General features: G+C 65.0%; 27 protein-coding genes and 1 tRNA gene. 10 read left to right on the plus strand and 18 right to left on the minus strand.

What is annotated here, in order from left to right; all coding sequences use genetic code 11:
* Window positions 1-24: 24 nt before the first annotated feature.
* Window positions 25-1,755 carry an L-aspartate oxidase gene (locus CSQ99_RS07050; protein WP_099038353.1) on the minus strand — a complete coding sequence of 577 codons (1,731 nt, stop codon included), beginning with the start codon at window positions 1,753-1,755 and terminating at the stop codon, window positions 25-27.
* A gap of 56 nt (window positions 1,756-1,811) precedes the next feature.
* Window positions 1,812-3,374, minus strand: a complete 1,563-nt coding sequence (locus CSQ99_RS07055; protein WP_099038479.1) for a phytoene desaturase family protein — start codon at window positions 3,372-3,374, stop codon at window positions 1,812-1,814.
* Window positions 3,375-3,455: 81 nt separating this feature from the next.
* On the opposite strand from CSQ99_RS07055, the gene CSQ99_RS07060 reads away from it, so the two are divergent.
* Window positions 3,456-4,055: a TetR/AcrR family transcriptional regulator gene (locus CSQ99_RS07060; protein WP_099038354.1), complete on the plus strand. Its 600-nt coding sequence runs from the start codon at window positions 3,456-3,458 to the stop codon at window positions 4,053-4,055.
* Window positions 4,056-4,241: 186 nt separating this feature from the next.
* Here the strand turns inward: CSQ99_RS07060 and CSQ99_RS07065 are convergent, their stop codons facing one another.
* Window positions 4,242-4,490, minus strand: a complete 249-nt coding sequence (locus CSQ99_RS07065; RefSeq protein WP_245908774.1) for a hypothetical protein — start codon at window positions 4,488-4,490, stop codon at window positions 4,242-4,244.
* A 217-nt stretch (window positions 4,491-4,707) separates the two neighbouring features.
* Window positions 4,708-5,139 carry a hypothetical protein gene (locus CSQ99_RS07070; RefSeq protein ID WP_099038355.1) on the minus strand — a complete coding sequence of 144 codons (432 nt, stop codon included), beginning with the start codon at window positions 5,137-5,139 and terminating at the stop codon, window positions 4,708-4,710.
* Window positions 5,140-5,317: 178 nt separating this feature from the next.
* On the opposite strand from CSQ99_RS07070, the gene CSQ99_RS07075 reads away from it, so the two are divergent.
* Window positions 5,318-6,010, plus strand: a complete 693-nt coding sequence (locus tag CSQ99_RS07075; protein ID WP_099038356.1) for a cupin domain-containing protein — start codon at window positions 5,318-5,320, stop codon at window positions 6,008-6,010.
* A gap of 77 nt (window positions 6,011-6,087) precedes the next feature.
* Here CSQ99_RS07075 and CSQ99_RS07080 read toward each other — a convergent pair whose 3' ends face one another.
* A complete protein-coding gene (locus CSQ99_RS07080) occupies window positions 6,088-6,492 on the minus strand; it encodes an HNH endonuclease family protein (protein WP_099038357.1) in 405 nt (134 codons plus the stop codon).
* A 47-nt stretch (window positions 6,493-6,539) separates the two neighbouring features.
* A tRNA-Thr gene (locus CSQ99_RS07085) sits at window positions 6,540-6,614 on the minus strand.
* Window positions 6,615-6,663: 49 nt separating this feature from the next.
* On the opposite strand from CSQ99_RS07085, the gene CSQ99_RS07090 reads away from it, so the two are divergent.
* A complete protein-coding gene (locus CSQ99_RS07090) occupies window positions 6,664-6,990 on the plus strand; it encodes a hypothetical protein (protein WP_099038358.1) in 327 nt (108 codons plus the stop codon).
* Window positions 6,991-6,992: 2 nt separating this feature from the next.
* Here CSQ99_RS07090 and CSQ99_RS07095 read toward each other — a convergent pair whose 3' ends face one another.
* The gene (locus CSQ99_RS07095; RefSeq protein WP_099038359.1) at window positions 6,993-7,814 is read right to left on the minus strand and encodes a hypothetical protein; all 822 of its coding nucleotides are present in this window, start codon (window positions 7,812-7,814) and stop codon (window positions 6,993-6,995) included.
* 94 nt (window positions 7,815-7,908) lie between these two features.
* On the opposite strand from CSQ99_RS07095, the gene CSQ99_RS07100 reads away from it, so the two are divergent.
* The gene (locus tag CSQ99_RS07100) at window positions 7,909-8,631 is read left to right on the plus strand and encodes a response regulator transcription factor (RefSeq protein WP_099038360.1); all 723 of its coding nucleotides are present in this window, start codon (window positions 7,909-7,911) and stop codon (window positions 8,629-8,631) included.
* Window positions 8,609-10,108, plus strand: coding sequence for a sensor histidine kinase (locus CSQ99_RS07105; RefSeq protein ID WP_245908776.1), 1,500 nt, complete (start codon window positions 8,609-8,611; stop codon window positions 10,106-10,108). The genes CSQ99_RS07100 and CSQ99_RS07105 overlap by 23 nt, the downstream gene beginning before the upstream one ends.
* A gap of 3 nt (window positions 10,109-10,111) precedes the next feature.
* Here CSQ99_RS07105 and CSQ99_RS07110 read toward each other — a convergent pair whose 3' ends face one another.
* The 10 genes from CSQ99_RS07110 to CSQ99_RS07155 all read right to left on the minus strand — a co-directional run bounded on the left by CSQ99_RS07110 (window position 10,112) and on the right by CSQ99_RS07155 (window position 17,849).
* Entirely contained in the window at window positions 10,112-10,516 is a 405-nt protein-coding gene (locus tag CSQ99_RS07110; protein WP_099038361.1) for an HIT family protein, read from the minus strand.
* A 21-nt stretch (window positions 10,517-10,537) separates the two neighbouring features.
* Window positions 10,538-11,392, minus strand: a complete 855-nt coding sequence (locus CSQ99_RS07115; protein ID WP_099038481.1) for an SDR family NAD(P)-dependent oxidoreductase — start codon at window positions 11,390-11,392, stop codon at window positions 10,538-10,540.
* Window positions 11,388-11,834, minus strand: a complete 447-nt coding sequence (locus tag CSQ99_RS07120; RefSeq protein ID WP_099038362.1) for a nuclear transport factor 2 family protein — start codon at window positions 11,832-11,834, stop codon at window positions 11,388-11,390. Before CSQ99_RS07120 ends, CSQ99_RS07115 begins: the two co-directional genes overlap by 5 nt.
* Before the next feature lie 4 nt (window positions 11,835-11,838).
* Window positions 11,839-12,969 carry an NDMA-dependent alcohol dehydrogenase gene (locus tag CSQ99_RS07125; RefSeq protein WP_099038363.1) on the minus strand — a complete coding sequence of 377 codons (1,131 nt, stop codon included), beginning with the start codon at window positions 12,967-12,969 and terminating at the stop codon, window positions 11,839-11,841.
* Between the two features lie 92 nt (window positions 12,970-13,061).
* Window positions 13,062-13,607 (minus strand): nuclear transport factor 2-like protein, encoded by a 546-nt coding sequence (locus CSQ99_RS07130; RefSeq protein WP_099038364.1) that lies wholly within the window; start codon window positions 13,605-13,607, stop codon window positions 13,062-13,064.
* A gap of 2 nt (window positions 13,608-13,609) precedes the next feature.
* Window positions 13,610-13,816 (minus strand): ferredoxin, encoded by a 207-nt coding sequence (locus CSQ99_RS07135; protein ID WP_099038365.1) that lies wholly within the window; start codon window positions 13,814-13,816, stop codon window positions 13,610-13,612.
* A 4-nt stretch (window positions 13,817-13,820) separates the two neighbouring features.
* The gene (locus CSQ99_RS07140; protein ID WP_099038366.1) at window positions 13,821-15,179 is read right to left on the minus strand and encodes a cytochrome P450; all 1,359 of its coding nucleotides are present in this window, start codon (window positions 15,177-15,179) and stop codon (window positions 13,821-13,823) included.
* Window positions 15,176-16,003, minus strand: a complete 828-nt coding sequence (locus tag CSQ99_RS07145; protein WP_099038367.1) for an SDR family oxidoreductase — start codon at window positions 16,001-16,003, stop codon at window positions 15,176-15,178. The genes CSQ99_RS07140 and CSQ99_RS07145 overlap by 4 nt, the downstream gene beginning before the upstream one ends.
* A gap of 11 nt (window positions 16,004-16,014) precedes the next feature.
* Window positions 16,015-17,244, minus strand: a complete 1,230-nt coding sequence (locus tag CSQ99_RS07150) for a cytochrome P450 (RefSeq protein WP_176560911.1) — start codon at window positions 17,242-17,244, stop codon at window positions 16,015-16,017.
* Window positions 17,241-17,849 (minus strand): TetR/AcrR family transcriptional regulator, encoded by a 609-nt coding sequence (locus CSQ99_RS07155; protein ID WP_176560912.1) that lies wholly within the window; start codon window positions 17,847-17,849, stop codon window positions 17,241-17,243. Before CSQ99_RS07155 ends, CSQ99_RS07150 begins: the two co-directional genes overlap by 4 nt.
* 142 nt (window positions 17,850-17,991) lie before the next feature.
* Between CSQ99_RS07155 and CSQ99_RS07160 the strand changes: the two genes are divergently transcribed.
* The 5 genes from CSQ99_RS07160 to CSQ99_RS07180 all read left to right on the plus strand — a co-directional run bounded on the left by CSQ99_RS07160 (window position 17,992) and on the right by CSQ99_RS07180 (window position 22,814).
* Complete coding sequence (locus tag CSQ99_RS07160; RefSeq protein WP_099038369.1) at window positions 17,992-19,461, plus strand: aldehyde dehydrogenase; 1,470 nt, start codon at window positions 17,992-17,994, stop codon at window positions 19,459-19,461.
* A gap of 77 nt (window positions 19,462-19,538) precedes the next feature.
* Window positions 19,539-20,294: an SDR family oxidoreductase gene (locus CSQ99_RS07165; protein WP_099038370.1), complete on the plus strand. Its 756-nt coding sequence runs from the start codon at window positions 19,539-19,541 to the stop codon at window positions 20,292-20,294.
* Window positions 20,291-21,154: an NAD(P)-dependent oxidoreductase gene (locus CSQ99_RS07170; RefSeq protein ID WP_099038371.1), complete on the plus strand. Its 864-nt coding sequence runs from the start codon at window positions 20,291-20,293 to the stop codon at window positions 21,152-21,154. Before CSQ99_RS07165 ends, CSQ99_RS07170 begins: the two co-directional genes overlap by 4 nt.
* A 3-nt stretch (window positions 21,155-21,157) precedes the next feature.
* Window positions 21,158-21,598 carry a carboxymuconolactone decarboxylase family protein gene (locus CSQ99_RS07175; protein ID WP_099038372.1) on the plus strand — a complete coding sequence of 147 codons (441 nt, stop codon included), beginning with the start codon at window positions 21,158-21,160 and terminating at the stop codon, window positions 21,596-21,598.
* Window positions 21,588-22,814, plus strand: a complete 1,227-nt coding sequence (locus CSQ99_RS07180; RefSeq protein WP_099038373.1) for a hypothetical protein — start codon at window positions 21,588-21,590, stop codon at window positions 22,812-22,814. Before CSQ99_RS07175 ends, CSQ99_RS07180 begins: the two co-directional genes overlap by 11 nt.
* On the opposite strand, the gene CSQ99_RS07185 is transcribed toward CSQ99_RS07180, so the two are convergent.
* The gene (locus CSQ99_RS07185; protein ID WP_099038374.1) at window positions 22,753-23,394 is read right to left on the minus strand and encodes a TetR/AcrR family transcriptional regulator; all 642 of its coding nucleotides are present in this window, start codon (window positions 23,392-23,394) and stop codon (window positions 22,753-22,755) included. The two genes, CSQ99_RS07180 and CSQ99_RS07185, sit on opposite strands and share 62 nt — an antisense overlap.
* Between the last annotated feature and the right edge of the window lie 13 nt (window positions 23,395-23,407).

Here is a 23,407-nt window from a genome sequence, read left to right on the forward strand (position 1 = left end):
GGTCCGGGATTTGTGACAGTCCCGCTATTCGACGAGCTTGCCTTCGGCGGATACCTCGCGCATGAGGCCGGCGATCTCGGCAGGGATCTCGGGGATGGGTTCGCGCGCCAGTTGTCCCGGGCCCGACCACACGAAGTTGACCTTCAGCGACTCGTCGAGCTCGGGGTAGTCGGCCCGGTTGTGGCAGCCGCGGGACTCCCGCCGTTCGATGGCGGCCTCGAGGGTCGCGCGTGCGGCCATCAGACTCGACTTGAGATCGAAGGCGTGGGCCAGGTCCTGATATCCGGCGATGTCGGGATGAACACCGAGCTTGGCGGCGTGCTCGTCGATGGCGTCGAGCTCGTGCAGGCCCGCGCGCAGCCCGCTCTCGTCGCGCACCACGCCGCAGTGCTCGGTCATGGCGTTCCGGACGCCGCGCTGCAGGAACCGGACGGTCTCGCCGCCCTTGGCCGCCAAAAGCGCGTCAATCTCGTCTCGGGCACGAGAAACCGCAGCCGCGGAGCGCTGTTGGGCACCAAGGGCGCTCGAGTAGGCAGCGGCGTCGGCCCCGACGATCCGGCCGTAGACGAGCAGCTCGATAAGCGAGTTGCCGCCGAGCCGGTTGGCTCCGTGAAGTCCACTCGAGGCTTCGCCGATGGCGTACAGGCCCTGCACATCGGTGGTGTGGTCCTCGGGCCGGACCCAGACGCCGCCCATCGAATAATGCGCCGTCGGTGCGATCTCGATCGGACTGGTGGTGATGTCGAGCAGCTGCAGTTCCATCAGCGTCTGGTAGACCCGGGGTAACCGCTCCATGATCTGTTCGCGCGGTAGGTGCGAGACGTCGAGCCAGACACCGCCACGGGGGGTGCCGCGGCCCTCCTTGATCTCGGTGAACGCGGCGAGCGCAACGCGATCACGCGTGGACAACTCCATCCGCTCGGCGTCGTACCGTTTCATGAAGCGCTCGCCGTGGTCGTTGCGCAGGATGCCGCCCTCGCCGCGGGCCGCCTCGGAGACCAGGGTGCCCGCGGAGTCCTCCGGCTCGATGAGTCCGGAGGGGTGGAACTGCACGAGTTCGGGATCGCGGATTCGGCCGCCGGCCTCGACAGCGAGACGGAAAGAGTCGCCGGTGTTTTCGTCGCGGCGCGACGATGTACGCCGCCAGATGCGGGTGTGGCCGCCGGTGGCGAGGATCACCGCGTCGGCGCGGATGACGTAGCGGGTGCCGTCGCTCAGGTCGAATCCGTATGCACCGAAGACGACGTTGTCGCGGACCAGAAGCCTGGTGATGTATGCGGAGTCGAGAATCGGGATATTCAGCTGCGCAGCGCGTTTGACCAGTGTGCGCTGGATCTCCAGCCCGGTGTAGTCGCCGGCGAAGGCGGTGCGGCGGAACGTGTGCGCACCGAAGAATCGTTGGGAGATCCTGCCGTCCTGCTCGCGGGCGAAGTGCATGCCATACCGTTCGAGGTCGCGGATGCCCTCGGCGGCGCCTTCCGTGACGACCTGGACCGTATGCGGGTTGGCCAGCAGGTAGCTCTCCTTCAGAGTGTCGGCCGCGTGCTGGGCGGGACTGTCTTCGGGATCCATGGTCGCCAGAGCGGCGTTGATACCACCCGCGGCCAACGTGGTGTGGGGGTCGGACTTGGGTCGCTTACCGACCGCCAGCACGTCAATGCCGCGTTCGGCCAGTTCGATCGCCGCACGCAGACCCGATCCGCCCGTCCCGATGACGAGCACGGAGGTGGCGATCTGCTGTTCATTGGTCCTCATATACCTATGACACCGCAGCGCGGTGATATGTGACAGATGGTGACCGCCGCTTGCGCCTAGCGGCGATCGTCGAGGACTTGGTGCCCGGCGTTGTATCCCGGGATGAACGTGATGCCGGGACCGCCGTGGCACCCTGCTCCACCCAGGTAGAGCCCGTCGATCGGGACCGGCATGTCCAGGAATCCCTTGGGCCCCGGTCGATTCGGACCCATCAGATCCGGATGCAGGAGGCCGTGACAGAAGTCGCCTGACGGGGCGGCGAACATCGTCTGCATGTGGTACGGCGCGAACGTGATGTGGCGGATCAGGATGTCGCGGAAGTTGGGGGCGTAGCGGGTGATCTTGTCGATCACCTTCTCCGCCATCACGTTCTTGAGATGGCCGTGCTGGTCGCGGCTCGCCTCAACGGGGAATGCGTACGCGTACGCGCTGGCCGCATGCTTGCCGGGCGGCGCCATTCCTGCGTCATGCACGGAGGGGATCTGCATGCCCATCGACGGGTTGTCGGGCACGACGCCGCGTCTGCATTCGTCCCACTGGCGTTGTTGTTCCTCGGGTGAGTTGAAGATTCCGATGGAACCCTGCATGCCGGGCTCGTTGAGAAACTCATAGGGCGGATCGAACTCGGGCAGGCCGTCGAGAGCGAAATGGATCTGCACGAACGAGGCACGGTGGTCGCGGCCGGACAGCCGCGTGACGAGGTCGGCGGGCAGGTGCTCGGCGCCGACCAGCTCGACAAGCGTGTGGTCCGGTGCCAGGTTCGAAATCACCACGGGCGCAGTGATCTCGGATCCGTCGCGCAGACGCACGCCGGTAACCCGGTCACCGTCGACGAGGATCTTCTCCACCTTCGCGCGGTACAAGACCTCGCCGCCGGTGGACACGAAAAGTTCGAGCAGATGGTCGCAGAGTGCCCCGATCCCACCTTCCAGCTTCGTCATCATCGCGGTGGCGTCGTCGGGAACGGCAAGGGCGAACGCCAGACAGGTTGCGCTGCCGGGGGTGTACGGGCCGCGGTAGGTGGAGTTGATGGCCAGGAATGCAAGCATGCCGCGCATCACGGCGTGCTTCCGCCGGTCGGGAAGGAAGCGGTCGATGGCGTCCATCGCGGTACCGAACAGGACTTCGTGGATGGCTGTGCGTTCGGCCTCATTGGCCGCGCACGCATACATCTCGTCGATCGTCTTCGGCGGTGTGCGAACGTCGAAGCGGCCGAGTGCCTTTGACGGTCCCTGGCTCCACCCGATCAGACCCGCCATGCCGGTGACGGCGTCGACACCGTGCTTCTCGGTGAGGTGGGTCATGAATTGCATCGGATCGCGATAGAAGATCATCGCCTCGTCGCCGCCGTCCCCGAGATTGACCGACATCACCTCGGAGTCGACGGTGGGCAGCGTGTCGAGCCCGAGCTCCTTGGCGATCTGCGGCGGCATCGGGAACTGCACCGAGCCGGCGATCTCGTAGCGGAACCCGTCGATGAGCTCAACGGTCGCCGCCATTCCGCCGGTATAGGTATTGGCCTCCAGGCACACAGTGCGCAGTCCCGCCTGTTGCAGGATCGAGGCGGCGGTGAGTCCGTTGTGGCCGGCACCGACGACGATCGCATCGTAGTCGCTCATGGCCGGCATATTACGTCAGTACTGACACAATTGCGTCAGTACTGACAAGAAGGCCGAACACTGGGTTACGATCGCCGCGCTATGACCGCGTCGCCGAACCTGCATGAGCTGCGGCGACGGTCCACGCGCGAGGCACTGCGACAGGCCGCCCTGGCAAGTTTCGCCAGGAAGGGCTTTTCGAATGTCACGGTGACCGAGCTCGCCCGCGAGGCCGGCGTCACCGAGCGCACCTTCTTCCGGCACTTCGGCTCCAAGGAAGCCGTGCTGTTCCAGGACTACGAGACGCAGGTCGAATGGCTGGCCGAAGCGCTATCCCGGCGGCCCGAGTCGGAGGCGATATTCGATGCGGTACTGGCTGCGGTCACCAGCTTCCCGCATGACTTCGAGGTGGTCCGCCAGGCGGCGAGCGCCCGAATGGAACTCATCAGCGCCGAGCGGATCGCGGCGCACCTGCGAGTGGTCCAGGCGTCGTTCGCCGCGGTGATCACGCGCTTCGTCGCCGAGCGATACGCGGGTACGCCGCAGATCGATCTGCTGGCCGAAGTGGCCGGTGCGACATTGGCCGCTGCGCTGGTGACAGCGGTGGAGAGCTGGGGCCGCAACGGCTGCGCCGGGGATTTGAATGACATCACCCAGACGTGTGTAAATCTCGTGAGGTCCGGCCTGGCGCCGCTGGCCTGAGGCCAATCCAGTTGGGCTGCAAGGCTTATGTGCGGACCGGCCATACCCTGCCGGACGGCAGGCCGGAACGTGATGTGCTGCATCGACGTCACACGCGGCCGGTCCGCACGTGCAACTTATCACATCATCTGAACAGTTGGACAGATAATGCGAACCGGTCGTAGTCTCGGTCCATGGCCTGATCTTCTAGAGGCCTCCGCACTCCGACGGACCGATGATTACGTTCCACGGCGGGCAATGCGCCGGCCGGGGAGCTGGCGGTGGAGGCGGACCCATCGGCGGCGCCGGGGAGTCCATCCACAGATAGCTCTGCATCGCATTCCCGTTGACGTCGAACATCGGCACGTTTCCCTTGCCGAAAGGGACGGTGACGAAGGTATGGCACACGTTCATGTCCCAGCCCAGACCGTGCATCGGTACGGCTGGCCGGGGCACCAGGTGTAGCCGCCCTGGGCGGTTGCGGCACCGGCGCTCAGTCCCAGCCCGACCACGGCGAGAGCGGTGGACGCGACAGCCGTGGTGGCTAACCGTGAAAGTCGGTTCATATCTTTTCCTTTCGCGACGTGCTGCCTGGGGTGGCAGGCCGATGCGATTCAGTACAGACCGCGCTCGCCGCTACCGATCCCAAGTACGCCTTGATCCGCGCGAAGCGCTAACGCAGCGATCCCGGCGGCCAGTCCCAGCCGATCTCGTCGCAGATCGGCGGAATGATGATGAGCGCTCCGCGCGGGCTGCAGAACGGCATCCCCGGCGGCGGTGTCAGCGGGGCGGGAGGCGCACCGACCGGGACCGGCGGGGGCGCAGCGGGATGCGGCGATCCAGACCACGGGTACATGGTGTTCGTCGTGACATCGACGATGCCCTCGGAGTTCCAGTACCAGTCGTGGCCGACGGTCCAGTCCCAGGTCAGCACCTGACCGCCAGGAGGCGGCGGCTGGCCCGGGAGCCAGTGGGTACACGTGACGCCGGGCGGACAGTTGCCGCCCTGATAGCTGGGGCCCTGAGCGGACGCGGTCGTTGCCAAGCCCAATCCGGCTAGCACCATGCCGCCGGTCGCCACCGCAGTGGTCGCCAGCTTCGACATTTTGATGATGATCGTTCTCTTTCGTCGGGGCGTGCCACCGTGGCATCGCTGTTGGCGCCAAGTAAAGATCCCGACGTTGGCTACCGATCCCAAAGATGATGCTCCTGCAAGCGGCTGGCCGGGTGTATTCCACGCGAACCCGAGAGACATTGGTCATCCCGGCGCTAGGCTCCCGGGCGTGACGGTGAATCGTCGCCAAGTCTTAGGTGCGGCAGGCCTGGCGGGCGCTGGTGCCGCGACCGGCGTGGGTGTGGACCGCCTCATTTCCAGTGGCACCGGAAACAGCCCCGACAAGGAAGCTCCCGTAACCATGTCCGATGACGCTGCGCGCTTTGGGGATCCCCGTATACCCGCCGAGACGATCACCTCGCAATCCCACCTCTTCCGTCTCGGCGACCAGCCCCGCAGCACGCATGACGGGGGGTGGTTCCAGCAGGCGAACGAGGACAATTTCCCGATCCTCAAGGGGCAGGAGGCCAGCCTCTTGATGCTCACCTTGGAGCCCGGCGGTATCCGCGAGCCGCACTGGCATCCCAGCGCGTGGGAACTCAACATCGTCACCCGCGGCGTGGCGACATGGGTCGTCATCGATGGGAACGGGAACCACGAGAGCTTCGAACAACAGGTCAATGACCTGGTTTTCGCGCCCCAGGGGTCGTTTCACTACTTCGAGAACCGCGGTGCGGACGACCTGACGATCATCATCATCCAGAACACCAGCGCGCCCGAAGACAAAGACAACATCGGCATCGGTGAGTCCATGAGCAGGCTTCCACCGCGGGTGCTGTCCGCCGTCTTCGGCGTTCCCGAAGAGACATTCACTTCTTTCAAGAAGATCGACAACTCGATCGTCATCCTGCGATCGCCGTAGGCGACTAAGTACCGCACCGCCGCGACGCGAGATTGAAGTAGCAGTAGCGCACCACTGCTATGCCGGGGCGGTGGTACTTAGTACGACCGCCCGTCGGCGTATCGCTGTCGGCGGTAATGGCGCCCCTTGCCGCGATTGCGGCTCTTGTATGTCGCCAGCTGCGAGTCGCAGTTCGGACAGATCAGCCGTAGGTTCTCCCGATGATTGTTGGTCGGGTCGCCATCGATGTGGTCCATCACCAATGCGAGGGGCAGATCCAGCCACACGCTCGCGCCGCCACAGATCGCGCAGCAGCGCGACTGCACACCGGCGAGATACTCCCGGATGTAGTGACCCTGGTGGCCGTCAATCCGCGCCTCGCCGGATTCGAGCCAGAGTTTCGTCCTGGCATCGCGCCGGGCCGACGCCTGACAGGCGTTACCGCAGTAGACCTTTTGACTGCGCTTCGAAAGTGGTGAGCCGCAACCGCGACACTGCCGCATGCCACGAAGCTACGACCGGCCACCGACAAGCTGCGGCTGTCGGATATTGGAGCCTCCTATCGGGATTGAACCGATGACCTTTCGTTTACAAGACGAATGCTCTACCACTGAGCTAAGGAGGCCTGCGGGCCAGAGTTTATCGGGTCGTGTTTCCGGGGAACTCGCTGCGGTGTGAGTGTCAAAGACGATCTGCTCAGCGACTTCAAGTCCGTCTACCCGGGGCCGTCCCGGGAGGAGGTCGAGCGGTTGTCGACCCTCCTCGACCAGAGCGCCAGCACCGAGGCCAGCATGGGCCTTTCCATCGCCACCGCGATCAAGCCGATCGTGCCCGAGGTCGCCGGCCGCATCGAGTCATACAGTGCCGGCGACGTCGACGAGTATGTGCGCATGCTTAGGGGCGCGGTCGTCCTGCTACTTCAGCAGTGGGAACCCGACGGCGAACCTCCGGCGGCCGACGAGGTCGCTGCCCGGGTCGGGGCTCTGGAAGCCGAAAGCTGACGTCACTCGTCGGGGTCGATGACCCGCTGAGACCTCACCGGCTGCACCGCCGAACGTGCCCGTGGGCGTCGGCCCGGGAACGGAATCCGGTCGGCGATGTTGCTCAGCGGGTTGACCACCTGGCTGAGGGTGATGACGGCGTCGTGCAGCGCGTCGATCGTCGGCGCCAACGCCTCCAGCCCCGGCGTCAACCGGTTCAAGGTGTCCGCGACGTCGGCCAGTTTCAGTAGCGGTCCGTTCTCATCGGTCAGGGTGTCGAGCAGCCCGCCCTCGGCCAATAGCTTGTCGGCGACGCCGTCCTCGCGCAGCACCCGCTCGATCAGGCCGTCGTTGGCCAGCAGCTGATCGGCCAGCCCGCCCGGCGCGATGACCCGCGATATCGCGCCGTCGTCGGTGGTCATCCGGTCCAGCAGCCCGCCTTCGGCGGTCACCTGGTCGACGATCCCGCCCGGTGCGAGCGCCCGCGAGACGGCGCCGTTCTCCGCGGTCAGCCGATCCAGCAGACCGCCCTCGGTGGTCACCTGATCTATCACCCCGCCGGGGCGAAGCAGCCGGTCGAGCGGCCCATTGGGCGCCAACGCCCGGCCAAGGGGTGCGTCGTCGTCCATGAGCCTGGCCAGGCGGTTGGCCCGCTCGACGGCGTCGTCCAGACCGAGCAGGTGAGCGAATGACGCCGAACCGCCGGTGTCTGTCCCCGTCTCGCCCAGGGTCCGCTGCGCCATGCCGAGTGCGCCGCTGGCCATCGAAAGGCCTGCGTCTGCCATTGCCAATCCGACCCGTACCGGTGCTGTGGCCAGGTCAGTCACGGCTTTCCCCAGGTTCATCACCTCAGTCTATGGACCGCGCAAGCGAAAACTCACAGGAAGTACACAGCTATCAGGCAGGATCATTACCAGCCAACAGGTGGACAGTTGCGAGATGGCGATGGTTGCTGCACCAGAGAACACACCAGAAGCCACGGTCCTTGTCGTCGACGACGAGACGAACATCGTCGAGCTTCTTTCGGTGAGTTTGAAGTTCCAGGGATTCGAGGTCTATACGGCGTCCAACGGCTCTGCCGCCCTGGACAAGGCACGTGAGGTAAAGCCGGACGCGGTGATCCTCGACGTCATGATGCCGGGAATGGACGGCTTCGGGGTGCTACGCCGGCTGCGGGCCGACGGCATCGACGCGCCGGCCCTGTTTCTCACGGCCCGCGACTCGCTGCAGGACAAGATCGCCGGGCTCACGCTCGGTGGCGATGACTACGTCACCAAGCCGTTCAGCCTCGAAGAGGTGGTGGCCCGTCTGCGGGTGATTCTGCGACGCTCGGGGCGCGGCACGGTCGAGGAAACCCGCAGTTCCCGGTTGACCTTTGCCGACATCGAGCTCGACGAGGACACCCACGAGGTGTGGAAGGCCGGCGAGCCGGTGGCCCTCTCGCCGACGGAGTTCACCCTGCTGCGGTACTTCATCATCAACGCGGGCACCGTGCTGTCGAAGCCGAAGATCCTCGATCACGTGTGGCGGTACGACTTCGGCGGCGACGTCAATGTCGTCGAGTCCTACGTGTCGTACCTCCGCCGCAAGATCGACACTGGCGAGCACCGCCTGCTGCATACGCTGCGCGGCGTCGGCTATGTGCTGCGCGAGCCGCGATAGCGAGTTGTTAGTCGAGGAGACCACAGACCGCAACAATGGGGGCGTGGGCGCACTGAGCGGACGCGGCATCCCCCTACGGGTCGGGCTCGTGGCCGCCACGCTCGTTCTGGTGGCATGTGGCCTGCTCGCGGCCGATGTCGCAGTCACGTCGATTCTGCGGCACACCCTGAGCAGCCGCGTGGACCAGGAGTTGCTCGACGCGTCCCGTAGCTGGGCTCAAGCTCCGCGTGACGTGCCAGCGCAGCCGATGCAGGGGCCCAATCCCGCGCGGCCGCCGTCGAATTTCTACGTACGGGGCATCGGTCCCGACGGCAACGTCTGGATGGCGGTCAATGACCGTGACGCCGAACCGGCGCTACCCGAAGACAACGACGTGGGACCCGTCCCGGTCACCATCGGCTCGGTCGGCGACTCGGGCGTCGAATGGCGCGCGATGACGGTCCGCGGTCCGCAGGGCGAACTCACCACGGTTGCCATCGACCTGTCCGACGTACAGACGACGGTGCGCGCACTGACGTATGCCCAACTCGGCATCGGGTTGGCGGTGTTGTTGGTGCTCGGTGTCGCCAGCTACGCCGTGGTCCACCGAAGCCTGCGCCCACTGTCCGAGGTCGAACGGACCGCTGCGGCGATCGCGGCGGGGCAGCTCGACCGTCGTGTTCCGACGCGTGATCCTCGCACCGAGGTCGGCCGACTCTCGTTGGCGCTCAACGGAATGCTCGCCCAGATCCAAAGTGCGATGGCGGCATCGGAGGCCTCCGCAGAAAAGGCGCGCGGGTCCGAAGAGCGGATGCGCCGGTTCATCACCGACGCCAGCCACGAGCTGCGTACACCATTGACGACCATTCGTGGATTCGCCGAGTTGTACCGCCAGGGCGCCGCCAGTGACGTCGAGATGTTGATGAGCCGGATCGAAAGTGAATCGAGCCGGATGGGTCTGCTCGTCGAGGATCTGCTGCTGCTGGCCCGGCTCGATGCCCAACGTCCGCTGGATCGGCGCAGGGTCGACCTGCTGGTGCTGGCCAGTGACGCCGTGCACGACGCGCGCTCGATCGCGCCGAAACGCACCATCACGATGGAGGTGTTCGACGGGCCGGGAACGCCCGAGGTGCTCGGCGACGAACCGCGGCTGCGGCAGGTGCTCTCCAATCTGATGACCAATGCGTTGCAGCACACGCCCGATACCGCGGACGTCACGGTGCGGGTAGGGACGGACGACGAGACCGCGGTGATCGAGGTGTGCGACAAGGGGCCGGGGATGAACACCGAGGACGCACATCGCGTCTTCGAGCGGTTCTACCGCGCCGACTCGTCGCGCGCGCGGGCCAGCGGCGGCACCGGACTCGGACTGTCGATTGTCGACTCGCTCGTGTACGCGCACGGCGGCACGGTCAGCGTCACCACCGCACCCGGACAAGGCTGCCGATTCAGAGTGGAGCTGCCCCGGATCGCGGACGTTCCCGCCCACGTCGGTTGACAGTCAGCGCAATTCGCCCAACGCGGCCTTGATCTTGGCCTGCGCGTCATCGAGTGATTGGGGCGACGGATTCTGATCGGCGTTCGCGAAACCGAAGTCCGCGAGGTTGTTCGTCGGGAAGACGTGGACGTGAAGGTGCGGGACTTCCAGCCCCGCGATGATCACGCCCGCACGCTCGGCGGGGAAGGCCTTGACCACGGCCTTGCCGATCAACTGCGACACCTCCATCACCCGGCCGAACACCGCGGGGTCGACGTCCTGCCAGTTGTCGATCTCGGCCCGCGGGACCACCAGTGTGTGACCTACGGTGATGGGCGCGATGGTCAGAAACGCGACGATCTCGTCGTCTTCGTAGACGAACCGACCTGGTAGCTCTCCGTTGATGATCTTCGTGAACACGCTCGCCATGCGCCCGAGCTTACGGGGCGCTCAGCGGATGAGATCGCCCAGTTCCTCGACGGTCCATGGTGGTGCGTCGCTGTGGTCGCGGTAGCCGATGATGGCCGGTGTCTGACGGTCGAAGCGGCCGACGAAACCGCCTGCGGCGATGAAGATCTGGCCCGTCACATCCTTGGCGAGATCCCCGGCGAGATAGGCGTAGGTCGGTGCGGCGTACTCCGCGGGGGGCGCGTCCAGCGCGGCCTGCGTGCTGCCGTCGTCCAGCAGCCCGCGCCGATTCAACTCGGCGATGTGGGTTTCGTACTCCGAGCCCGTCGACAGCCGTGTCTTCGCGCCCGGGCACACCACGTTCGCCCGAACGCCGTGCTCCTTGAGCTCCGCGGCGATGGCCAGCGTCAGCCCGTTGACCCCACCCTTGCCCGCCGGGTAGCCAGTGCCCCCGTAGTCGCCGCGGTACGCGAACGAACTGGTGTTGATGATCGAACCACTGCCCTGCTCGACCATCTTCGGCGCCGCCGCCCGGCATGTCTCGAATGTGGTCACCAGGTGTGCGTCGATCAGATCGTGGAACAGCTTGCTGGTGACTGTGAGGATCGACTCGCCAGCCAGTCCCGGTGTCCCCGCGCAGTTCACCAGGATGTCGATGCGGCCGAACTCGTTGATGCACCTGTCGATCAGAGCGTCGGCGACTTCGGGATCCGACGGTGAACCGGCGTGGGCAAGTGCTCGGGGTATCGCGGCGGCGGCCAGCTTGGCGGTATCGGGGTCGCGCCCGTTGAGCACGACCCCGGCGCCCTGTTCGGCGAGCAGTTGCGCCACCGCGAGTCCGATGCCGCGGGTGCCGCCGACGACGACGGCGCCGCGGCCCGTAAGCGGACGGCTAATCGCCGCCGCCTTCCTCCTGCCCGAATTCCATTGCGTCCATGTTCCAGTAGCCACGCAGGTTGGTGATCAGCCCCTCGTCGTTCACCTTGTAGGTGAAGACGCCGCGCACCGTGGCGGTGAAGCCGTTCGGGAACAGCGTGCGCAGCACAAGGATGTACGCGATCTCGTTCGGAGAGCTGGACGGGAACGTCGACTCGCGGGTGATGGTCAGCTTGTTCGGGCCGATGTTGGTGTCGAAGAAGTCGCCGACCGCCGCCTTGCCGCGCACACCGTTGCCGTCAGGGTTCGTCACGGACGGACCGATCGGGTCTTCGATGACGATGTCATCGGTCATCAGCGCGAGCCAGCCGTCCTTGTCGCCCGCCTGCACGCAGCGCCACGACGACTCGGACGCGGTGACGACCGGTGTCTTCTCGACTGTGTCAATCGTGCTGTCAGACATGGGTCTACCGATCTTCGTCGGTGTAGCGGATTACACCGCGTATGTTGCGGCCCTGCAGCATGTCCTGATAGCCGTCGTTGATCTGCTCCAGCTTGTACTGCCGGGTGACCATGTCGTCGAGGTTGAGCTTGCCTGCCTTGTACATCGACAGCAGCTGCGGGATGTCGTAGTGCGGGTTGCCGCCGCCGAAGATGGTGCCCTGCAGCCTCTTCTGCATCAACGTCAGCATGGCCAGGTTCAGCTTCACGTCCATCTCGGCCATGTTGGCGACCGCGGTGACCACGCAGGTGCCGCCCTTCGAGGTGCAGTTGAGGTAGTTGTCGATATCCTCGCCCTTGAGCTCACCGGTCGTGATGATCGTCTTACGCGCCATTCCGCCCGCGGTGACCTCGGCGATGCCGCCCATCGCGGAGAAGACGTCCGGATAGACGTGCGTCGCACCGAACTTCAACGCCTGATCGCGCTTCCACTCGACCGGGTCGATCGCGAAGATGTTGCGTGCGCCTGCATTCACTGCGCCCTGAAGCGCGCCCATGCCGACGCCGCCGATGCCGAAGATCGCGACGTCCTCACCCGGACGGATGTCCGCGCTGCGAGTGGCCGAGCCGTAGCCGGTGGTCACACCGCAGCCGACGAGGCAGGCCACCTCGAACGGGATGGTCGGATCGATCTTCACCACCGAGCTCTTGTGCACGACCATGTAAGGGCTGAAGGTGCCGAGCAGCGTCATCGGGATGACGGGTGTGCCGTCGGGGGTCGTCACGCGGTGGGTGCCGTCGGAGACGGCCGTGCCGGTCAGGAGCAGAGCCCCGAGGTCGCACAGGTTGCGCTGACCGCTTTGACAGGTCGGACACTCACCGCAGGACGGGATGAAGGAGAGCACCACGTGATCACCAGGGGCGACGTTCTCCACGCCGGGCCCGACTTCGGTGACGATGCCTGCGCCCTCGTGGCCGCCGAGCACGGGGAAGCCGGCCATCGGGATGTCGCCCGTGACCAGGTGGTGGTCGGAGTGGCACATGCCCGACGCTTCCATCTGGATCTTGACCTCGTCCTTGACGGGGTCGCCGATCTCGATCTCTTCGATCGACCACGGTTGGTTGAACTCGTAGATGAGAGCGCCCTTTGTCTTCATCCGTACTCGCCTTCCACTAGACCCTTGAGGCCAGACTAGAGCCATTAGTTAGGTGCGTCACACGCACCCCCAAGCAACCGCTTGGCCGGGTGTCACCAGATCTTTGCTGGAGCCTCGCCGAGCGGGTAGTAGCCGGGCAGCTTCTCGCCGGCCATGGAGCGTTCGATCCGCTTCTGCATACCCTCGCTGAGGTCGCCGGACCCGATGAGCTTGCCGAACATATAGGCGACGTGCCCGAAGTCGAAGAAGTCGCGCTGCCACTCGATCAAGAGGTTGCTGTCCAGCCGGAACCAGCTGCCACCGATGCCGTAGATCTCGTCCTGCGTGCCGTCGGACTTGTTCACGATCTGCTTCCAGAAACCGACGATCTCGCCCTGCTTCTCGTCCACGAGCACCTTCTGGTACTCGTACACCCAGTTCTCCAGGCCTTGCATCTCCAGGCCGAGGGCGACGTCGCGGATTTCGTCGCGGCCGATGCACATCACATCTTCCTTCGGCCCGATGTTCCAGCCGTAGGTCGCGTCGTCGGTGTAGAAGTCAGCCAGATTCGACCAATCACCGGCCGCCTCGGAGTCCTTGTTTGCCTGCAGCCACCGCTCGACCCAGCTGTCCAGTTGATCCCGTGTAAACGACGCCATTGTCAGTCCTTCTCTGTGATTGAAATTGCTTGGGTAGGACACATATCGATCGCCCGCTCGACTTCCTCGCGGATGTCGTCGGGTGGCTCCGGGTCGACGATCTTGACGACCCCACGCTTGGGCACGGCGAACACGTCAGGGGCCTCCAGTTCGCACATGGCGTGGCCCTGACACAGGTCCTCGTCCAGCTCTACGCGGTAGCAGCCCATCGGCTCAGTCCTTCTTGGCCCGCTTGCGGTAGCGCACCTTCGCCGGCTGGGCCAGCTGTACGACCATCTTGGAGTGATCGTTGCGGTAACTGTCGGCGGGCTGGGCCATTTCGAACTCATACTCGCGCAACAACACCGAGAAGATCGCCTTGATCTGCATCTGGGCGAAGGCAGCCCCAACGCAGCGGTGCTTGCCTGCGCCGAACGGAATCCACGTCCAACGGTTGGCCAGATCCTCCTGCCGCGGTTTCAGGTAGCGGTCGGGGTTGAACACATCGGGGTCGGGGAAGTCCTCCGCAATTCGGTTCGAGATCGCCGGCGACGCTGCGACGAAGTCGCCCTTGTGGATTCCGAAGCCCTGAACCTCGAACTCGTCCTGCGCGACTCTCATGAGGATGATCAGCGGCGGATGCAGCCGCAACGTCTCCTTTACGACGTTGTCCAGCTTCGGAATCTGTCGCAGTGCATGGAAACTGACCTCCTGCCCGTCCGCATAGAGCTCCTCGAGCTCGGCCAGCACCTCGGCGTACACCTCGGGGTGCCGAATCAGCTCGATCAACGTCCACGACGAGGTACCCGAGCTGGTGTGGTGGCCCGCGAACATCAGTGAGATGAACATGCCGGTGACCTCGTTGGCAGTGAAGCGCGGGTTGCCTTCGTCATCCTTGATCGAGACCAGCACGTCGAGCAGGTCCCGATCTTCCTTGCTCGCAGGCGGATTGGCGATGCGGCCTTCCATGATCTCCTGAACCAGCGCAACGAGTTTCACGCGCGACTCGTCGCGGATCCGGAAGCTCTCGATGTCGAGGTAGGGATCGACGTAGCAGAGGGGATCGGTCCCACGCTCCAGCTGGTGGTAGTACTGGGCGAATCGACTGTCGAGCTGCTCGCGGAACTTCAGTCCGATGAGGCACGCCGTCGAGGTGTAGATGGTCAACTCCGAGAAGAAGTCGAGAAGCTCGATCTCACCTTCGGGTCCCCAGTCGGCGATGATCTTCTTGACCTCGTTCTCGATGGTGGCCGCGTGGCCCTTCATCTGCTCGCCGCGTAATGCGGTGTTGTGCAGCATCTCCGCTCGACGTTCGGGGTCGGCGTCGAACACCACGCCTTCGCCGAAGATCGGCGTCATGAAGGGATAGGCCTCTGCCTGGTTCAACTCGCTGTCACTGGAGCGGAAGAAGAACTCGTTGGCCTCGGACCCGGACAGCATGACGACCTGCTTGTCGACCAGCTGGAACCAGCCGACGTCACCGCATTCCTCGCGGATGCGGTTCATCAGGCCTATCGGGTCGGTGCGGAACTCCTCGAGGTGTCCGTGTTCCTCCTCGCCGCCGGAAACCCGGGGGGCAGTCGCCGTCGTCATGGGTTCAGGTTCTCCTCGTTCAAGACCAGCTTCTGGCGTTCCGCCGGGGCGCTGGTCAGTGGGGCTTCGGGCTGTAGTTCCATGTTGGCGATGTACCCGCCGCGCGGCGTCTCGGCGACGAACGTGATCGCGCGCGCGAGATCGGCGGCCCGCAGGAAGTAATCGTGCCGCGCCTGGCCCCACTTAGCCCAATCATCAAGTGCCGGAGCGATCTTGTCGGCGGGCAGGCTCCACCCCATGCTGGTTTTGGTCGGCCCCGGATGCACAATCGAGGCGCGGACACCGGTGCCCTCGAGCTCCATCTGGAGGTTGTTGACCATGGCGACGAGTGCGGCCTTCGCGGCGCCGTAGGCGCCCATATGCGGGCGCTGGCGCAACGCCACCTCGGAGCCCACGAAGATCAGGTCGCCGCGTTGACGTTCCAGCATGCCCGGCAGTACCGCCGTCGTCAGCCGGTTGGCCCCGACCAGATGGATCTGCAACTGCGAGTCGAACTCGTCGGTGGTGATCTCGGCCAGCTTGCCGAAGTAGGTGTCGCCGGCGCCGGCGACCAGTACCTCGATCTCACCGAGTGCGTCAACGGCGTTGGCCACGAACGACTTCACCGAGTTGGGGTCGGTCACATCGAGATGGAACCCGACGGCCTCGCCGCCCTCGGCGCGGATCTTGCCGACGAGATCGTCGAGCTTCTCGACGCGACGGGCGCCCAGTGCGACCGGGAAGCCGCGCGACGCGAGGTCGATGGCGGTGGCTTCTCCGATACCTGCCGAGGCGCCTGCGACGATGGCAGGCCTGCGGTCGGGAAGTGGTGCAAAACGAGGCATGGTGTTGACCTTCAGCGGATCTGGAGAGTCATGGGTAGGTGGGCGAACCCGCGGACATTACTCGAGTGGACTCGGACGGCGTTGGCCTCGTCGACCTCGTATCCGCGGATTCGCTTGAACATCTCGGTCAGCGCCACCCTGGCCTCCATCCGGGCCAGGTGCGCACCGAGGCAGAAGTGTGCTCCACTTCCGAAACTCTGTAGTTTGGAGCCGATTTCGCGGCCAATGATGAAGTCGTCGGGGTCCTCGAAGACTCGCTCGTCGCGGTGCGCTGAGCCGGGCAGCAGCAGGAGCACATCACCGTCGGGAATGGTCGTGTCGTAGAGCGTGAGCTCGCCCTGGACCGTCCGCGCCAGGATCTGGCTCGAGGTGTCGTACCGCAGCGTCTCCTCGACCCACAGTGGCACCCGCTCCAGGTCGGTGTAGACCGGAGCCAGCTGATCGGGGTTCTTGTGGCCCCAGAAAGCCGCATTGGCAAGGAGTTTGGTGGTGGTCTCATTACCGGCGATCACCATCAGGAACATGAACCCGAGGATCTCGTCGTCGGTGAGCCGGTCCCCGTCGATCTCAGCCTCGAGCAGTGCCGACGTCAGATCGTCGGTGAGCTGCTTGCGGCGCTGGGCGACCATCTCCTGGTAGTAGACGATCAGGTTCAGAGAGGCCTCGATGGCTGCGGGTGGCACGTCGGTGACGCCCTCGTCGCGGTGCATCACCCCGTCTGCCCACGCCCGCACCTGGTCGCGGTCCTCGACGGGTACGCCCATCAACTCGGAGATGACGTCCATCGGGAGCTTGCCAGCGAATTCGTTGACGTAGTCGACGGTTTCAGAAGGAGACGAGCGCGCCTTCTCCATCATGATGTCGAGATGCTGAGTCGCGATCTCGGTGACCCGGGGCTCCAGCTCGCGGATGCGACGCGGAGTGAAACCCTTGGAGACGAGGGTGCGCAACCGGAGGTGCGCCGGATCGTCCATCGCCAGGAAGGACATGGTCTTGGACGCGTGCGGGCCCCGCGAGGCCGGATCCAGTGACACCCCGAACTTGTTGGACAACGTGGCGCTGTTGCGGAAGCCCGCCAGCACGTCCTGGTGCCGGGACAATGCCCAGAAGCCGAGTTCGGAGTTGCGGTACAGCGGGGCCTCGTCGCGCAGGCGTTTGTAGTACGGGTAGGGATCCTCGTGGAAGTCGTAGTCGTACGGGTCGAGCAGCAGGTCGCTGGTATCGACGATCTCGGATGTCACTGGTCGTCTCCCAAGATGAGACCGACCACATAGCTGAGGCGGTCGGCGATCTGGTGATAGGTGAAGGCGCCGCTTCCGGCGTTCACCAACGCGCCGAAGAAGGTCATCTCCAACGCGGCGAGTGTGCGCGGGTCCGCATCCGGGCCGACGGCTGAACGGATGCGGCGGTGGATCTCTGCGCCGATGCGATCACGGACCGAGCGCACCGCGTCGTCGTTTCCGCTCAGCAGAGCGGTGGTGCAGGCGGCGGCCACCTCCGGCTCATCGGCGACCGTCAGCGCCATGCTGCGCAGCGTCTTCTCGACGCGGGCGGTCCGGCTGTCGTTGACGTCGGTGAAGTAGGGCACCCGGCGGATCAGGTTCAGGTAGACCTCGGCGATCAGATGGTTCTTCGACGAGAAGTAGGTGTAGGCGGTTGCCGGCGCGACCTTGGCCCGCGCCGCGACCGCACGCACCGTGAGATCCGCGTACGACGACTCGCGCAGCATCTCCACGCCGGCGGCAAGCACCTTGTTGAAGGTCTCCTCCTGGCGCCGGTTGCGCGGCGTCTCCCCTGGTTGAGGGAGAGGCGGTTGCGTGACCACCACCGCTGGTTCACTGGACACATGTCCAACTTATCCGACAGGGACAGCATGAAGCAAGTACACAGGTGAACCGGGGCGCCCTTGCTTCTCGCCGCAAGGAGCGGCTATGGTTCGAGATGAGACAGTCGGACAGTTGTCCAGTAGTGCGAACACAGGAGTTCGGATGGGAATCCTCGCCGATCGCGAGAGTCGTTTGCTCATCGACGGAGAGCTTGTCGCCGGGAGCGCGGGCACGTTCGGAACCGTCAACCCGGCCACCGAAGAGGTGCTCGGCGTCGCAGCCGACGCAAGCACCGACGACATGGGCCGGGCGATCGAGGCGGCGCGGCGCGCCTTCGACGAGACGGGCTGGTCGACGGACACCGAGCTGCGGGTGCGCGGCATTCGCCAACTCCAGCAGGCGATGCGCGACGCGGCGGAGGATCTGCGGGAGGTGACGATCAGCGAGGTCGGCGCGCCCCGGATGCTGACCTCGATGGCGCAACTCGAGGGCCCCGTCGAAGACCTGAGCTTCTGCGCCGACACCGCGGAGTCGTACGCGTGGACCACCGATTTCGGTGTCGCGTCGCCCATGGGGATCAAGACCCAACGCACCATCGCACGCGAAGCCGTCGGCGTGGTTGGCGCGATCACCCCGTGGAATTTCCCCCACCAGATCAATCTCGCCAAGCTAGGTCCCGCTCTGGCGGCCGGCAACACGATCGTGCTCAAGCCGGCACCCGATACACCTTGGTGCGCGGCGGTGCTGGGCGAGCTGATCGTCGAACACACCGACATCCCAGCCGGCGTGGTCAACATCATCACGTCCAGCGATCACGGCGTCGGCGCCCTGTTGTCGAAAGACCCACGGGTGGACATGGTTTCGTTCACCGGGTCGACGAACACAGGGCGAGCGGTGATGGCTGACGGTGCCGCCACCCTGAAGAAGGTGTTTCTGGAACTCGGCGGCAAGTCGGCTTTCCTGGTACTCGATGACGCCGACCTGGCAGGCGCCTGCTCGATGTCCGCGTTCACGGCGTCGATGCATGCGGGCCAGGGGTGTGCGATCACCACCCGGCTGGTGGTGCCGCGGGCCCGCTACGACGAAGCAGTCGAGGCGGCGGCGGCCACGATGGCCGGTTTGAGGCCCGGCGACCCCCAGGATGCCGGCACTATCTGCGGGCCGGTGATATCGGAACGGCAGCGCGACCGCGTGCAGGCCTACCTGGATTCGGCCGCCGACGAGGGTGGCAAGTTCGCCTGCGGCGGAGGGCGTCCCGCCGATCGTGACGTCGGCTACTTCATCGAGCCGACCGTCATCGCCGGACTGGACAACAACGCCAAGGTCGCCCGGGAAGAGATCTTCGGGCCGGTGCTCACCGTCATCGCCCACGACGGCGACGACGATGCCGTGCGCATCGCCAACGACTCGCCCTACGGTCTGTCGGGCACGGTCTTCTCGCCGGACATCGAGCGGGCGAACGCGGTGGCCGCGAGGCTGCGCGTCGGCACCGTGAACATCAACGGCGGTGTCTGGTACTCGGCCGACATGCCGTTCGGCGGATACAAGCAGTCCGGTATCGGCCGTGAGATGGGGCTCGCCGGCTTCGAGGAGTACCTGGAAATCAAAGCCATTGCGACAGCAGCGAGTTGATCGCCGAACGGCCACTTATCCAACGCTATTGGACTAACGGCGACCAATAACTGGCCACTCGGCGGGAAGAGGGAGACATGTACGGAGATCAGTTCAAGGAAAAGGTCGCGATCGTCACCGGCGCCGGCGGCGGTATCGGTCAGGCGTATGCCGAGGCACTGGCCCGTGAGGGTGCGGCCGTGGTGGTCGCCGACATCAATGTCGAAGGCGCGCAGAAGGTCGCCGACGGCATCAAGGGCGAGGGCGGCAACGCGCTCGCGGTGCGCGTCGACGTTTCCGACCCCGACTCCGCCAAGGAGATGGCCGCGCAGACGCTGGCCGAGTTCGAGGGCATCGACTACCTGGTCAACAACGCCGCGATCTTCGGCGGCATGAAGCTGGACTTCCTCATCACCGTCGACTGGGAGTACTACAAGAAGTTCATGAGCGTGAACATGGACGGCGCGCTGGTGTGCACCCGCGCGGTATACCGCAAGATGGCCAAGCGCGGCGGCGGGGCGATCGTCAACCAGTCCTCCACCGCGGCATGGCTGTATTCGAACTTCTACGGCCTGGCCAAGGTCGGCATCAACGGCCTCACCCAGCAGCTCGCCACCGAACTCGGTGGTCAGAACATCCGCGTCAACGCCATCGCGCCCGGACCCATCGACACCGAGGCCAATCGCACGACAACGCCACAGGAGATGGTCGCCGACATCGTGAAGGGAATTCCGTTGTCGCGTATGGGCGAGGTGGACGACCTGACCGGCATGTGCCTGTTCCTGCTGTCCGACCAGGCCAAGTGGGTCACCGGTCAGATCTTCAACGTCGACGGCGGACAGATCATTAGATGAGCGACGACCTCAAGCTCGGTTACATCGGCCTTGGCAACCAGGGTGCTCCGATGGCGAAGCGCCTCGTGGAGTGGCCCGGCGGACTGGTGGTCTTCGATGTGCGCACCGAGGCGATGACAGCGTTGGCGGAACTCGGCGCTTCACTGGCGGACTCCGTGGCGGATGTCGCGCAGGCCGACGTCATCAGCGTCACCGTGCTCAATGACGATCAGGTGCGCGACGTCGTGGGTCAGCTCGCCGAGCATGCGAAGCCGGGCACCGTCATCGCGATCCATTCCACCATCGAGCCCGACACCGCTTCCGAGTTGGCTGATGAGTTGCACTCCAAGGGGATCCACATCGTCGACGCACCGGTCAGCGGAGGTGCAGGCGCGGCGGACAAGGGTGAGCTGGCTGTCATGGTCGGTGCGGACGACGAGGCTTACGACAAGGTCAAGCCAGTGTTCAAACAGTGGGCGTCGCTGGTGGTGCGTGCGGGTGCTCCCGGCGCAGGCACACGAATGAAGATCGCCCGCAACATGCTGACATTCATCGGGTTCACCGCGGCGTGTGAGGCGTCCAGGCTCGCCGAAGCGGCCGGCATCGATCTGCAGAAGCTCGGCCGCGTGGTGCGCCACAGCGATGCCCAGAGCGGCGGGCCGGGCGCGATCATGGTCCGCGACGACACCAAACCGCTGCAGCCCGATCACTTCGTGCACGACATGTTCGTCCACACCCGGGGGCTGGCTGAGAAGGACCTGAAGTTGGCCCTCGGGCTTGGCGAAGCCAACGGTGTGGAACTGCCACTGGCCGAGATAGCTTTGCGGGATCTGGCCGCCGGACTTGGTGTACCGCATACGAGTTCGACCACGAAGGAGTAATCAATGGACGAACTGCGCCGCAAGGGCCTCGAGAAGATGAACGAGGTGTACGGCTGGGAAATGCCGGACATGCCCGGCGATTACTTCGCGCTCACGGCCGACCACCTCTTCGGCACCATCTGGAGCCGTCCCGGTTTGTCGATGCGCGACAAGCGGATGATGACGCTCACCTGCGTCACCGCGCTCGGCATCTCGGATCTGGCGGAGATCCAGGTCAATGCGGCGCTGAGCAACGAGGAATTCACCGTCGAGGAGCTCAAGGAGATGGCGATCTTCCTGACCCACTACCTCGGCTTCCCGCTCGGCTCCAAGCTCGACGGTGTCGTCACCAAGGTGGCCGCCAAGCGTAAGAAGGATGCGGAGAAAGGGCGCGGAGAAGACAAGAAGGGCAATGTCAACGCCGCGCTGAACATGCACTCGGGAAGCAAGCTCGATGATGAGTAGATATGCCGCGCTGACACGCGAAGAACTCGCCACCCTGGTGCCCGAGTTGCTGTTGATCGGTCAGCTCATCGACCGCTCCGGAATGGCGCATTGCATCAGCGCGTGGGGACGCGAGGAGATGCTGCAGGTCGCCATCGAGGAGTGGGCGGCGTCCAGTCCGCTCTACACCAAACGGATGCAGAAGGCGCTCAACTACGAGGGCGTCGACATCTTCACCCTTTTCAAGGGCTTGCAGCTCGACATCGGCGCCCCGCCGCAGTTCATGGATTTTCGCTACATCGTTCACGACCGCTGGCACGGCGAGTTCTACCTCGATCACTGTGGCGCCCTGCTTGATGTCGAGCCGATGGGCGAGGACTACGTCAAGGGCATGTGCCACGACATCGAGGACCCGACGTTCGACGCGACGGCGTTGGCCACCAACCGCAAGGCTCAGGTTCGGCCGATCCACCGGCCGCCGAGGACACCGTCCGACCAGCATCCGCACTGCAGGTGGACGGTGATCATCGACGAGTCCTATCCGGAGGTTCCGTTCATCCCCGCGATGGACATAGTCGGCGCCACTCGCGCATACCACACCGAGCTCGAGCCGATCGATCCGAACGACGAAGGCATGGCTGACTATTCGGGAGAGTTGCTCGCCGATGTCGACTTCGGTGCGTTCTCGCATTCGGCGCTGGTCCGGATCGCCGACGAGGTGTGTCTGCAGATGCATCTGCTGGTGAAGTCGTTCACGATCGCGGTCGAGAAGCGCGCCAAGGACGACGCAGCGCTCGCGCGGTCGATCCGCACCAAGCAGCTGATCGGTATCGCCGGGGTGGCTGCCGAGCGAATCCACAAGGCGCTCAAGCTTCCCGGCGGAGTCAAGGGCGCGCTGCGAGTACTGGAACTGCACCCGCTGCTCAACCCGGCCGCCTATGTGTCGGCAGACATCGATCCGAACTTCGTCCACGTCCGGCGCTCGCCGGCATATGAGGACGGTGCGTGGATCTCGCTGGTGTCGCCGGTTGCCGATACCCCGCTGCAGGCGATCGTGCAGGCGGTCGATCCTCATCTGCGCGCTGAGGTCTCGGGCACCGAGTCGGATTGGACCGTCCGCGTGATCGAAACCGACACCGCGGCAAAGAAACTGTCTGAGGTCGAGGTGACCGAATTCAGCCGAGGTGCGTCGTGGGTGTTCGAGGAGCGGAAGTCGCTTCCACTGACGGTCGTATAGCCGCCCCCACCCAGCGGCGCAGGTAATTGCGGAGTTCGACACCTTGGCGCGGTGGTCGGCCGGGGTCGATGACGAATGACTGGATGATCCGCAGCAGATGCTCGACGAGTTCGCCGAGATCTGCGTCGGTGTAGCCCAGTCCGGTCCAGTCGACGTCGAACCTGCGAACCATCGAGTGGCCGAAGTCCAGCGCGACATCCGACGTCACCGACTCTGTGTGTGGGTTCGGCTGGCCGGGCATGATGAGCAGGCCGAGGTGCTTGTCCTCGGGCAACCATTCCAGCGCCGTGGCGACTGCCTCCGCAATCGCGTCGGCCGGATCGGTGATGCCGCGCATATGTGCGGCCAATCGGTCGAGGAAGCCGCTCGCGGCGTGCACGGCGGCGGCGATCAGCAGTGCATCGGTGCTGGGGAAATAGCGGTACACCGTCTGGCGGGTGACACCGAGAGTGCGGGCGACGTCGCTGATCGAAAAATCGGCGCCACGTGCATCGATCGCCTTGCTCGCCGCGACGAGGATACGGCTGATGGCCTCTTCGTCGGTGGCGGGTGCCGATCCAGACCAGCCGTGGGTGCGCATCCCCGGATAGTAG

This window comes from Mycobacterium neglectum, assembly GCF_002591975.1.
Taxonomy (GTDB): Bacteria; Actinomycetota; Actinomycetes; order Mycobacteriales; family Mycobacteriaceae; genus Mycobacterium; species Mycobacterium neglectum.